General features: G+C 34.2%; 9 protein-coding genes. 6 read left to right on the top strand and 3 right to left on the bottom strand.

Annotated features, from left to right (window positions below):
• The first annotated feature begins 16 nt into the window (after positions 1–16).
• The 6 genes from tgt (at position 17) to PBT89_RS12570 (ending at position 6760) form a co-directional block, all read left to right on the top strand.
• Positions 17–1147: a tRNA guanosine(34) transglycosylase Tgt gene (tgt, locus tag PBT89_RS12595; protein ID WP_270060538.1), complete on the top strand. Its 1131-nt coding sequence runs from the start codon at positions 17–19 to the stop codon at positions 1145–1147.
• Between the two features lie 12 nt (positions 1148–1159).
• Entirely contained in the window at positions 1160–2236 is a 1077-nt protein-coding gene (locus PBT89_RS12590) for an LptF/LptG family permease (protein ID WP_270062209.1), read from the top strand.
• 85 nt (positions 2237–2321) lie between these two features.
• Positions 2322–3275, top strand: a complete 954-nt coding sequence (locus PBT89_RS12585; protein WP_270060540.1) for an acetyl-CoA carboxylase carboxyltransferase subunit alpha — start codon at positions 2322–2324, stop codon at positions 3273–3275.
• A gap of 168 nt (positions 3276–3443) precedes the next feature.
• On the top strand, positions 3444–5000 hold the full coding sequence (gene dnaB / locus PBT89_RS12580; protein WP_270062208.1) for a replicative DNA helicase: 1557 nt from the start codon (positions 3444–3446) through the stop codon (positions 4998–5000).
• Between the two features lie 46 nt (positions 5001–5046).
• The gene (locus tag PBT89_RS12575; RefSeq protein WP_270062207.1) at positions 5047–6294 is read left to right on the top strand and encodes an asparagine synthetase B; all 1248 of its coding nucleotides are present in this window, start codon (positions 5047–5049) and stop codon (positions 6292–6294) included.
• Positions 6295–6337: 43 nt separating this feature from the next.
• The gene (locus PBT89_RS12570) at positions 6338–6760 is read left to right on the top strand and encodes a secondary thiamine-phosphate synthase enzyme YjbQ (protein WP_270060543.1); all 423 of its coding nucleotides are present in this window, start codon (positions 6338–6340) and stop codon (positions 6758–6760) included.
• A 52-nt stretch (positions 6761–6812) separates the two neighbouring features.
• On the opposite strand, the gene PBT89_RS12565 is transcribed toward PBT89_RS12570, so the two are convergent.
• The 3 genes from PBT89_RS12565 to PBT89_RS12555 form a co-directional block, all read right to left on the bottom strand.
• Positions 6813–7706 (bottom strand): alpha/beta hydrolase, encoded by an 894-nt coding sequence (locus PBT89_RS12565; RefSeq protein WP_270062206.1) that lies wholly within the window; start codon positions 7704–7706, stop codon positions 6813–6815.
• A gap of 98 nt (positions 7707–7804) precedes the next feature.
• Entirely contained in the window at positions 7805–8989 is a 1185-nt protein-coding gene (locus tag PBT89_RS12560) for a DUF4861 family protein (protein ID WP_270062205.1), read from the bottom strand.
• Between the two features lie 25 nt (positions 8990–9014).
• Entirely contained in the window at positions 9015–13106 is a 4092-nt protein-coding gene (locus PBT89_RS12555) for a hybrid sensor histidine kinase/response regulator transcription factor (protein ID WP_270062204.1), read from the bottom strand.
• Between the last annotated feature and the right edge of the window lie 203 nt (positions 13107–13309).

Here is a 13309-nt window from a genome sequence, read left to right as displayed (position 1 = left end):
TCCACTAAATCTGAATATGGAATTTGAACTTTTAAAGACCGATCCCGCCAGTAAAGCCCGGGCCGGTAAAATTACTACCGATCACGGCGTAATTGAAACGCCTATTTTTATGCCGGTTGGTACAGTAGCATCGGTAAAAGGAGTACATCAAACAGAATTAAAACAGGAAATAAATCCAGATATAATTTTAGGAAATACCTATCATCTTTATTTAAGGCCACAAACCGAAATTTTGAAAAAAGCTGGTGGACTCCATAAATTTATGAATTGGGATCGCAATATTCTAACCGATAGTGGTGGCTACCAAGTATATTCTCTTTCAGAAAGAAGAAAAATAAAGGAAGAAGGCGTAAAGTTTAAATCGCATATCGATGGTTCTTATCATGTTTTTACGCCAGAGAATGTCATGGAAATTCAGCGAGAGATCGGTGCGGACATCATTATGGCGTTTGATGAATGTACACCCTATCCCTGCGATTATAATTATGCAAAGAGATCGATGCAAATGACGCATCGTTGGCTGGATCGTTGTATAAAACATTTTGCTGAAACTCCGCCGCTTTATGGATACGATCAGACTTTATTTCCAATTGTTCAGGGAAGTACATATAAAGATTTAAGAAAGCAATCTGCAGAATATATTGCTTCTCGTGATGCTGAAGGAAATGCTATTGGAGGATTATCTGTAGGAGAACCCGCTGAAGAAATGTATGCGATGACTGAAGTGGTTACCGAGATTCTTCCTGAAGAAAAACCAAGATATTTGATGGGAGTAGGAACTCCTATTAATATTTTAGAGAATATTGCATTAGGTATAGATATGTTCGACTGTGTGATGCCCACCCGAAATGCTAGAAACGGAATGTTATTTACGGCTCATGGTACGATAAATATTAAAAATAGAAAGTGGGTAGATGATTTTTCACCTATAGACGAGATGGGAATCACTTTTGTAGATACTCAATATTCTAAAGCATACGTTCGTCATTTATTTAGCGTTAATGAAATGCTTGGCAAACAAATTGCTACTATTCATAACCTAGGATTTTATCTTTGGTTGGTACGCGAAGCCAGAAAGCATATTTTAGCAGGAGATTTTAGAGCCTGGAAAGATATGATGGTAAAACAGATGGATAAAAGATTATAAAAAAATCGTAGTTTGAAAATATTAGATTGGTATATTTTAAAGCGCTATTTAGGAACATTCAGCATGATGCTGTTACTTTTTATTCCAATTGGGATAACTGTAAATCTAGCTGAAAAAATAGATAAGATTCTTGAAAATGAGGTGCCTTTTGTTGAAGTGGCCGAATATTATCTAAATTTCACGATCTACTTTGCCAATCTTTTATTTCCGCTTTTCCTATTTTTATCTATTATATGGTTTACTTCAAAACTAGCGAACAATACAGAGGTTATTGCCTTTCTAAGTAGTGGAGTATCATTCTATCGATTTCTACGACCTTATCTTATAGGAGCTACAATTGTTTGTATTGCGGCACTAGGATTAAGTATGTTCCTTGCACCAAAGGCAAGCAAGGGATTTAACGAATTTAAATATGAGTATTTAAAAAGAGGGCATCAAACTCAAGAAACTAAAGACGTGTATCGGCAGGTTAATGATAACGAAGTTATTTATGCCAGCCATTTTAGGCCAAAAACCCATACCGCCAGTAATTTTACTTTAGAACATTTTGAAGGGAATGAGATGAAGTTTAAAATTAGTGCCTCCAGATTAAAATTTAATACAGAAGATTCTACCTATACTTTATCGAATGTTGATAAAAGGGTGGTTGGTGAAGATGGAGATATTATCACCAAACAAACCATCTTAGATACTGTTTTGCCATTCGAGTTTGATGAGTTAACCCCGGAAACCTATATTGCTGAAACGCTTAATTTTTCAGAATTAAATGAATTTATAGAAAAAGAAAGTCGACGTGGATCTGGAAATATGAATATGTATCTGGTGGCTGCTTACAAGCGTGTAAGTATTCCGGTTTCAGCATTTATTTTAACAATTATCGCTGTGGCAGTTTCTTCAATGAAGCGTCGTGGCGGGATGGGAATTAATCTTGCGGTAGGAATTTCGCTGGCCTTTCTATTTATCTTTTTCGATAAAATATTTGGTACAATTGCCGAGCAATCAACATTTTCACCATTACTTGCAGTCTGGATTCCTAATATCTCATTTGGGATATTAGCGGTCTTTCTACTGTTAAAAGCAAAACGTTAATAAAAATAATTGAGCAAAGGCTTTAATTCTTCGATTTAAAGTTTGTTATATTTGTAGGCTCAAAATAAAACAACCATAGGTACTTATGGAATATTTAGACTTTGAATTACCGATTAAAGAACTTGAAGAGCAGTACGATCGCGCCTGCAATATTGGCGAAGAAAGTGAAGTTGATGTGACTGCTACATGCAAGCAAATCGAGAAAAAATTAAAGGAAAAGAAGAAGGAGATTTATAAAAATCTTACCGCATGGCAACGTGTACAATTGTCAAGACATCCTAATCGTCCCTACACACTGGATTATATAAATGCGATCTGTGGTGACACTTTTTTAGAATTACACGGGGATAGAAGTGTAAAAGACGACAAAGCAATGATTGGTGGCCTTGGTAAAATTGGTGATCAAAGTTTTATGTTTGTTGGTCAGCAAAAAGGATTCAATACCAAAACTAGGCAATATCGAAATTTCGGGATGGCAAATCCAGAAGGCTATCGTAAGGCTTTACGTCTAATGAGATCTGCAGAAAAATTCAATTTACCTGTAGTATGTTTCGTTGATACTCCGGGTGCTTATCCTGGTTTGGAAGCTGAAGAAAGAGGACAAGGTGAAGCTATCGCTCGCAATATTATGGAAATGACACGCCTTAGTGTACCAATTATTGTTGTAATTATTGGTGAAGGTGCCAGTGGAGGAGCTTTAGGAATTGGTGTTGGTAACAAGGTTTTAATGTTAGAAAACACCTGGTATTCTGTAATCTCACCAGAATCTTGTTCTTCAATCTTATGGCGAAGCTGGGAATATAAAGAAACAGCTGCAGAAGCATTAAAACTTACTGCGGAAGACATGAAAAAGCAAAAGCTTATTGACGAGATTGTAAAAGAGCCATTAGGAGGAGCGCATAGCGATCGTGAAGGTGCTTTTAAAGAAGTTGAAAAATCTATTTTAGATGCTTTTGAAGAACTTAAAAACTTATCAAAGGAAGATTTGATAAGTACAAGAATGGATAAATATTTGGACATGGGAGTTTATAAAGACTAACCCATTCATTATCATAGGATATTAGAAGAATCCGAAACAAAAGTTTCGGATTTTTTTGGCCTTATCAACAAAAAAATAAAGTTTTCAACAACCATATTGTTCATTACTAGTGAACTAGAAATTTCTAATTTCTTAAGGTCTAGTTAACAAATTGGTTACTTTCGTGCTATGGAAAAAATCGCAACATCTAAAGGATACAATAATCAAAATGCTAATGTCATTAGCCTGGAAAAAGGAAAGATTCCTCCTCAGGCGGTTGATTTAGAGGAGGTTGTGCTTGGTGCTATGATGATCGATAAGAAAGGTGTAGATGAGATCATTGATATTTTACATCCCGATGCGTTTTATAAAAATTCGCATAAATTAATTTATGAGGCTATTTTCAAACTTTTTGAAAATACCGAGGCGATCGACTTATTAACCGTTTCTAATCAACTTAAGAAAGACGGAAATTTTGAAAAAGCTGGCGGGGATTATTATTTGATTCAGCTTACACAAAGAGTATCATCGTCAGCGCATATCGAGTTTCACGCTCGTATTATTCTTCAGAAATACATACAGCGTAGTTTAATAAAAATTTCTTCGGAAATCATCGAAGAATCTTATGACGAAAGTGTTGATGTTTTCGATCTTTTAGATTCAGCTGAAGCAAAATTATACGAGGTAACTCAGGGAAATATTAAAAAATCTACCGAATCTGCACAAAGCTTAGTTATTCAGGCAAAAGCACGAATTCAAGAGATTTCTAATAAAGAAGGATTAAGTGGTGTACCTTCAGGGTTCGATAAATTAGACGAATTAACTTCAGGATGGCAACCTTCAGATTTAATTATTGTTGCAGCGCGTCCCGGTATGGGGAAAACGGCACTAACCTTGTCGATGGCAAGAAATATTGCTGTAGGACAAGGAATTCCAGTTGCTTTCTTCTCTCTAGAGATGTCTTCAGTACAGTTAATTACCCGTTTAATTTCTTCGGAAACAGGACTTTCTTCAGAAAAATTAAGAACTGGGAATCTAGAAAAACACGAGTGGGAGCAGTTAAATGTAAAAGTGAAGGATCTTGAAAAAGCACCACTTTTTATTGATGATACTCCATCTTTATCGATTTTCGATTTAAGAGCAAAAGCCCGTCGATTAGCTTCTCAATTTGGGATTAAATTGATAGTGATCGATTATTTGCAGTTAATGACAGCCGGTGGAACGCAAAAAGGAGGAAACCGTGAGCAGGAAATTTCTACAATTTCGCGAAACCTTAAAGCTCTGGCAAAAGAATTGAGCGTTCCGGTGATTGCACTTTCTCAGCTTTCTCGTGCGGTAGAAACACGTGGAGGCAGTAAAAGACCATTACTTTCAGATCTTAGGGAATCTGGAGCGATCGAGCAGGATGCCGATATTGTCTCGTTTATCTACCGTCCAGAATATTATAAAATTGAAGAGTGGGATGACGAAGAACGTTCTCCAACAGAAGGACAAGGAGAATTTATCGTCGCAAAACACCGTAATGGCGGTTTAGAAAATATCCGACTTAAATTTATTGGTCATCTAGGTAAATTTGATAACTTAGAAGACTTTGATTCTCCATTCGAATTTCATTCTAAGATGAACGATGGTGATGATAATAACGAGTTTGGAAATACAAATCTTCCCAGTCCAAGCGCCGATGAAGCATTTGGAAGTTCGATGAATGATTTTAATCAGGATGATGATAGCGACGTTCCGTTTTAAATTTAGAATTACGATAAAAAATAACCAAAGACAGTTTAAAGCTTTTATGCTTTTTACTGTCTTTTTCTTTTTAGGAATTACAGGTTTTGCCAATAAGATTTTAGTTCCTATGGATCCCGAAGCTCAGGGAAATCATTTAAAAGCTTACGGCATCACCTACTTTGCTTTAGAAAATCAAATTAGCGCGCAGTGGTTATTAAATTATAGAGGAGGTTCTTTTCTTTTTGCTGCGGAAGAAAGCTTAACGCGAGAATGTAAAATTAGAGGTGTTTCTTTTGAAATTCTAACCGATAATGATGCACAGGCCATTTTGGATGAAATTTCGAGTCCTTCTAAAAATATGGAAAGCGTAATTTTAGAAAAAGCACCTAAAATTGCTGTGTACTCGCCAAAGGGAAATAAACCCTGGGACGATGCAGTAACGATGGCCCTTACATATGCTGAAATTCCGTATGAAACTATATATGATACCGAAGTTCTAAGCGATGCGCTTATTTTGTATGATTGGTTGCATTTGCACCACGAAGATTTTACCGGGCAATACGGGAAATTTTATAGAGCTTACCGAACAACCCCTTGGTATATTGAAGATAAAAAAAACGCTGAAGCATTAGCAGCAAACCTGGGGTACAAAAAAGTTTCAGAAGAAAAATTAGCTGTTGCTTTAAAAATTAGAGATTATGTAGTTGGGGGCGGATTTATGTTCGCGATGTGCAGTGCCACAGATAGTTTTGATATCGCCTTAGCTGCGGAAAATACAGATATTGCAGAACCTATGTTTGATGGCGATCCCAGTGATCCCGGCTATCAGTCAAAATTAGACTATACCAATGCTTTTGCATTTACAGATTTTATTTTAGAAAGGAGTCCCATGGTTTACGAATTCTCTTCTATAGATATGACGTCTAAAAGAGCAGTTCCAACAGAGAAGGATTATTTCACTTTAATGGATTATTCAGCAAAATGGGACGTGATTCCTACCATGCTAACTCAAAATCATACAAGATTGGTTAAAGGATTTATGGGGCAAACTACCGCTTTTAATCCTGAAAATATAAAAGCGAATGTTTTGGTAATGGGAGAGAATAAAGTAAACGGTGAAGCCAGATATATTCATGGTGTAAAAGGTAAAGGTTTTTTTACTTTTTATGGCGGGCACGATCCAGAAGATTATCAGCATAGGGTAGGAGATCCAAAAACAGAATTAGAATTACATCCAAATTCACCGGGCTATCGTTTAATACTGAATAATGTATTGTTTCCTGCTGCAAAGAAGAAAAAGAAGAAAACTTAAGTGGATATAGTATATATTTCTGCTTATTTTATTAGAAAAAAATATGAAAACATTTCAGAAACAAATATCATTAAAAGCTAGATCTAGAGGATTTCATTTAGTAACTAGAGAAATTGTAGATCAGTTTCCTGAGATTGGTGAAATTCAGCAAGGAATTTTTCAGGTATTTATAAAGCATACTTCCGCAGGATTAACGATTAATGAAAATGCCGATCCTACGGTAAGAGATGATTTTGAAAGCCATATTAATAAAATGGTTCCAGAAGATCAGCCATATTATAAACATACTTTTGAAGGTTCAGACGATATGCCTGCCCATATTAAAGCTTCACTTATGGGAACATCGGTGCAAATCCCAGTAACCAACGGAAAACTAAATTTAGGAACCTGGCAGGGGATTTACTTATGCGAACATAGAAATCATGGAGGTTCTCGAAAATTAGTGTTAACGTTAATGGGAGCCTAATAACTCGTAAAGTCTTTCAAAAATCAAAAAGCTTAGGTCGCCTAGCTTTTATTCAGGTAAGATGTTCGTTTAAAAAACTGGTCATAATATTTATAATTTGAGGTTGCACCCAATATGCTCCTCCATGTTCTGCATTTTTAACAACATATCTTTTAGCTTCGATACCTGAATCTTGTAAAGCATCGTACAAATACTCGGTTTGGCTAGGAGATACTAATTGATCTTTATCGCCATGCATAAGTAAAAATGGAGGTGTATCTGCCGAGATATATGTAGCTGGATCACTTTTTGCGATCGATTTGTTTAAATCTTTTTCAACTTCATCAAATGGTGGAGTTCCATTTAGGAATAAATATTCGGAAGAAGCCGGAGATTGGTGTTTTTCCTTGGTTTCTTCTGAAAAATCTTTAGCAATTTCACCCAAATTCGATAGACCATACAAATCGATTACCGCATTTACATTACTGTTCTCTTCTAGGAAATCACCTATATCAAAGCTTGTATGATTATTAGTAGTTCCGGCTAAAGCTGCAAGATAACCACCGGCTGAATCACCCATCACAGCTATATTATTTCTTGAGAGACCATACTTTTCAGCATTAGCTTTTAAAAAACGAATAGCGCTTTTTACATCTACCAGGGCATCAGGGAATTTTCCGTTAGGAACAGTTCTATATTCCATACTGGCTACTAAATATCCTTTTTCGGCTAAGGCCAAACGTTGTTGTATAAAACTTGCTTTGTTGGAGCGTAAAAAACCTCCACCCGGAATAAATAAAACCACAGGTAGTTTTTTATCTATCTGTGGTTTTAAAATGTCCATTTTTAGATTTATGGATCTATCTGTTAAATGTATTAAAGGCTGTGCAAAAGTGATATTTTCGTATGCTTTTACTTCAATTTTATCATTAGTGATTTCAAGAATTTCTGCCGTAGTATTATTCATGCCTTTTTTCAGCAAAATAAATTTTCAACGAGGATTATTCTTATAACTAAATTTTAAAGTTTTTGCATTTCATCTTAAAACTTAGAAAAAAATATGTTTTATTCTACAGTAATCTCTAAAGGTGAAGCTATGGTTTTGGCTTGTTTTTCTAACATATTAATCCATTCTTGTTTACTCCCTACATCACCGCTTTTTTCCCAGGCAAAACCTGCATAGTAGGTAAAAGTTTCTTTTGGTTGTGTAGTTATTAATAAATTACTTTGATCTGGAATTTTACTTTTGAAAGCAAATGCAGAATCTATCGCTGCAGGTTCCATTAAAATCCCTTCACCTACATGGGCGTCATCGATTTTTTCCCAATGCATAATCCAACCTTCTTCTTTATTAATTTGGTATTCACCCTCGTTGTTATGCAGCGTAATACCGGTAGCGTAATTTGGTATGCTATCGTCTGCCTGTAAATCGATTTCAAATTTAGCGAAATTGGATCCTAAAGCCAGGCTAATCCTCTTAGTTTCTTTTGCATTGTAGGGTCCCCAGGGATCATATGTTAATTCAAAAACTGTTTTTAGCGGTCCACTGGCAATGGTTTTGTATTCCATAAAATTTTGGGATACATAAAGGCTATCATCTTCAAAAACACCAATACCAGCTAGACCTCGGCTTTTACCCACATGGTAAGGATCGTAGCCTTCACCATGATCAATGTGATAATAACCGGGATTTTTAACATGTTCAGCATACCATTTATTAATAACCGGTTTTTTTGTACGTTTTAGCCAAATGTCTATTCCGCTGGAAAGGGTGCTACCTGGAACGCCTTCTAAAGCTTCTTTTTGCCCTGTTGGGCCATAAGTTCTAAAGGCTACTTTGTCGTTTTCCCAAGCATAATCATCGGTTCTTTCAGGAACAAATCTAGAATACGCTACCGCGTCTTTCTTGGGAGCTGTGCTTGTGCTATCATTTACAAGCTTATATTTTGCTGAAGCATTTGCTGCAACTTTGGCCTGAAACAAAAATTCTTCTGGTGTACCATCGTCGTTATAATCTATCCATTGATGTCTTAAAGTTTGTCCCGAAGAATCTTTAATATGGATATGATCTAAGGAAGCCTTTTCAAATTTTGAAAGTATTTTTGAAGCGTCAAAACTAACAATTTCAGTTCTTGCAAAATCAAGATCGTTAACTACATTCAAAGAAACAGTAGTTTCCTGTTCTTTTTCAGATTGGCATCCGGTGAGCAATAGAAGACCAAGTAAAGATGTGGTGAAAATGGATTTCATAATTTTTGTGGTTAAGGTTTGTGGTTTAGGTAAGATCTTTTTTCAATGAAAATTCTGACGGTAATTTACCAAATTTTTCTTTGAAAATTTTTCTATAGTATTTCATGTTATTGAAACCAACTTCAAAAGCGGCCGTGGATATATTAAACCCCTCTTTTTCTATTAGATTTAAGGATTTTTCGAGTTTTATATCACGAATATATTCATTTATACTTTTACCGGTAAGTGCTTTGATTTTTCGATATAAAGAAGCTCGGCTCATCCCCATTTCTTTAGAAATTAACTCCACCATTTTACCTTGGATCTGAATATTATCATGGACGGTTTTTTCAAACTTTTTGAGGAATTCCTTTTCAATTTTAATCTGTTTACATTCGGTATCGCTCTTAGATATCTCAGAATCCTCATTTTGCTGAAGACTTTTTTGTAAGCTGATTTTTTTATTCAAAAGATTTTTAATCCTTGCTTGAAGAATTGCGGTGCTAAATGGCTTGGTGATATAATCGTCTGCACCTTCGGTATAACCGCTTAATATAGATTCCTTAGTATCTTTAGCCGACAATAAAATTATAGGAATATGAGTGGTTTCTTTGTTAGTTTTTAAGGTATTGGTTAAATCGATACCGCTTTTTTCTGGCATCATAATATCTGAAACAATAAGATCTGGAACGTGCTTTTTTGCCATGTTGATGCCTTCCTGGCCATTCAGCGCATGTAACAAATCATACTTTTCTTTTAAAATTGAAGATAAATAATGATGAATATCGGGGTTATCATCAATTAATAATAGAAGCTCACGGTTAGAATCTGGATTTAATAGCGCTCTGTTTTCTAATTGTTTATTTTCGTTAAGCAGTTCTTTAGTAAAACGTTCAATTTCTGAAAAGCTTTCTTTATCGCTTATATCATTTTCGTATCCCTTTTCATTTGCGATCGGTAGATAAACCTTGAACTTTGTGTATTTATTCTCCTTGCTTTTAACGCTTATTTTTCCACCATGTATTTCAATAAATCTTTTGGATAGAGCCAGCCCAATACCACTACCTTCTTTTTTTATTTTTTCATCTGAATGGTAATACCAATCAAATATATGCGGTAGGTTTTTTGGTGGAATTCCGGTTCCGCTATCTTTTACTGAAAATTGAAATCCATTATTCTTTTCTTTAAGTTTTATCTTGATACTTCCCCCAGTAGGAGTGTATTTTATGGCGTTAGACATAATATTATTGAAAACGATCTGAATTTTTTCTATATCACAATAGATAGTAGACTTGTCATTATTGTAGGATGTTATGATTTTGATTTCCTTTTTTTGGGCAATTGGCTCATACATCTTAATCCAGTGTTTTAAGGATGATTTTAAGTCGTAATTATTAACTTGTAGTTTGTTTAGGCCTTCTTCAGTTTGTCTAAAATCCAGTAATTTATTAATACGGCGCAATAAGGTTTTTGCATTTTTTTCGATAATTCTTAGACTGTTTTTATGTTCTTTTTTTCTTATCTCGGTAAGTAGTGTTTCTACCGGAGCAAGAATCATGGTTAGCGGTGTTTTAAGTTCGTGAGAAAATCCTGTATAAAAACGTAAACGTTCTTCGTTAAGTTCTTGCTCTAATTCTCTCTGGCTTTTTTCAAATATTAAAGACTGTTTCAGTTTAATACGGTCTGTATAATATTTTAAACTAAACCATATTATAAAGGAGGCTAGAAATAGATAAAATACATAAGCAGCCGGCGTTTTCCATAATGGTGGTACTACACTTATATGTAGTTGGTTAGAAGATTCTAAGTAATCATTATCGTTTGTTTTAAGTTTTAAATTATAATCACCAGGTGGTAACTGGCTAAAGTTTATTCGATTGGCATTTTTAATATTGATCCAGTGGTCGTTATAACCCTCTAGGATGTAGGAGTATTCAATATTCGATGATTTTGGATATTTTAATGCTGAAAAATCTAAGGAAAATAAAGCCTGATTATAGTTAATAGTAATAGTATCTGCCAGGGAGATAGGTTTGTTAAGCACTGTTTGTGCAGAATCATTAACAGTTAGAGGTTTACCATAGATTTCTAGATTTTTAAAAACCGTAGGAAATGTTTCTTTTTCAGGATTGGATAAATTTTTGGTATTGAAAATATTAAGTCCTTTATTACCTCCAATAAAAAGGTCTCCGTGCTCGGTCACCAGACTGGCTCCAATATTAAATTCACTTTCCTGAATATTATTAAAATTGTTGAGATTTTTTAGGGTATTTGAAGTAATGTTATAAAGGCTGATGCCATCATTTGTTCCTATCCAAAAATTACCCGAGAGATCACGCGTTATCGAATTTATGGTATTATTGCTTAGTCCGTCGTAAGTGGTAAATCGATCAATAGCTTTGGTATTGATATCGAATTTTAAGAGACCTTCGTTCATCGTTCCAACCAAAAGCGTATTTTCATCTATAAACTCAAAACTAAAAATTATATTGATCGGAAAATTAGTGTTAGCAGTATGAAAATCAACTCGTTTTCCGGTTTCAAAATTGTAGTTTATTATTCCATTACCGTAAGTAGCCAACCATATTTCATTTTCATCTTTTTGTTTAATATCGCGAATGTCTAGTTTACCTAATTCTTCTATATAAGTAAAAGAGTCATTCAATTTATCATATTTATAAAGGCCGCCACGATTGGTGCCTACCCATATATTGGATTGTCTGTCTTCAAAAATTATTCTTACGTCACTACCTTCAGAAACTTTGGTGTCTAAGTACACTTTTGATTTTCCGGTATTAAGATTGTATTTAATGATCCCATATCTATAAGTTCCTATCCATAAATTGCGATTATCATCTTCTAAAAGAGATAATATTAAGTTACTATGTAAATTGATGTTTAAATGAGAGAATTCTTTCGATGCTATAGCATAGTTGTCAATTCCACCTCCATCTGTACCTATCCAGATGTTGTTATTATTTCCTTTGGTAATAGCTTTAACCCTATCATGTGAAATTTGAGAATTATCATTTGGCTTGTAATCGAATAATTGAATAACTTCACCTTTAGGATCTACAAAATCTAAGCCTGCTTCAGTACCAATCCAAATATTTCCATTGGAATCTTTAAATAGGCTTAGAATATTTCTATTATGTACACTACTATCATCGGTATGTGGTATGAATTTTTGAACCTTAATTTTATCTGCTCCTGCAAACACGGAGCTGGGATCTAAAATATTAATGCCGCCGTTACTTGTTCCTATCCATAAAAAACCATCATCGTCTTCAACCAAACTTCTAATCGAACTATCGTTAAGCGGACTATTATTTGTTGTGAGATGTAGAACTTCGTCGTTTGCCTTTATAAGCAGTAATCCTTCATCTGTACCAACCCAATGTTGATTTTCTGAGTCTTTATAAATAACATTAATTCTACCAGAAAATAGCTTTTTAATTTTTGTTACGCTTGTGTCTTTTATAGAGATCGAGTAAATACCATTACTATAAGTTCCTGCCAGTATAGTGTTCTTATCTTTTAATGCTAAAGCCGAAATTCTATACTTTTCAAGTAAAACATTTTTTCTTTTATTATGATAATTAAGAGGGATTTGTCGATTGTCTTTTATAAAATGAACTCCAAAAGAATAAGCGCCTATTGCTAATAAATTATTTGGGAGTTCAAGAATGCTTGTAATTCCATCAGACAAATGAGAGTTATGTATGGTATTTTGAGAAAGTAGATTTTTTTCAATCCGGTAGGTGTGTAATCCGTGGTTTGTTGCCAGATATAAATTGCCATTTTTAGAGGGAACAATTTGTTGAATATAGTTATTCGTTAGTCCCGAATTTTCCTTGTCAAAATTTTCAAATTCATTACCATCAAATCTATTTAGTCCAGAATTTGTTCCTATCCAAATGAATCCAAATTCATCTTCAGTAATAGAACTTACCATGTTATTAGATAATCCGTTGGAGGTATCATAATGGTAGAATTTGAGATTGTTTTTATGAATTAAATGCTTTTGATTTTGCCCAATTAAGTTTAAGGACGTTAAAATCAAAATACCTAAAAATCTTAACGTTTTTATAAAATTTAAAGGCATTGTCTCTAATTTTTCACTTAGTAAAATTTTCATTTAAAATTTCATTTAATTGGATTTTGATCCATTTATAGCCCTAAATCTATCAGTATACCCTCCAAGCGATTGCAAAATTAATAGGAATTTTGCCTAAATGATAGGGGAAATTAAATCAATTAAGCTGCTCTTTTTTCTATCAAAATAATATGAAATCTTAAAAATATTTAAAGATTTTAAAATAAGCGTATTTATTACATAAA

Source organism: Zunongwangia sp. HRR-M8 (assembly GCF_027594405.1).
Lineage (GTDB): Bacteria > Bacteroidota > Bacteroidia > Flavobacteriales > Flavobacteriaceae > Zunongwangia.
Note: the sequence above shows the minus strand (reverse complement) of the source record. Positions and strands in the feature narration are given on the sequence as shown.